Origin of the sequence: Thiocapsa sp. (genome assembly GCF_011390875.1) — a bacterium.
Lineage (GTDB): Bacteria > Pseudomonadota > Gammaproteobacteria > Chromatiales > Chromatiaceae > Thiocapsa.
This window is the reverse complement of sequence record NZ_JAABRP010000219.1, coordinates 1-370: the sequence shown is the minus strand read 5'-3', so window position 1 is coordinate 370 and position 370 is coordinate 1. Positions and strand designations below refer to the sequence as shown.

The following is a 370-nucleotide window of genomic DNA, read 5'->3' as shown; positions in this document are numbered from 1 at the left end:
CGCCGTGCTGGCGGTCACCTTCACCAACAAAGCGGCCCGCGAGATGCGCGCTCGGATCGAGACCATGCTCGGCGTGCCCATCGGCGGGATGTGGGTCGGCACGTTTCACGGGCTTGCTCATCGCTTCCTGCGCGCGCACTGGCAGGACGCGCAGCTCCCGCAGCATTTCCAGATCCTGGATTCGGATGATCAATTCCGTCTGATCAAGCGGATCCTCAAGGCAATGGGCCTCGACGAGGCCCGTTGGCCGCCACGTCAGGTACAGGGCTTCATCAACAAGCAGAAAGACGAGGGTCTGCGGCCGAATCACCTGGACGGCAGCGGCGATTTCTTCATCGAGAAGATGATCGCGGTCTATCGTCAGTACGAG

General features: G+C 61.9%; 1 protein-coding gene. It reads left to right on the top strand.

Annotated elements, in window-relative coordinates; translation table 11 throughout:
* Window positions 1-370 (top strand): UvrD-helicase domain-containing protein (locus GPT33_RS15580; RefSeq protein WP_296810610.1); only part of this gene is annotated, 370 nt, incomplete at both ends.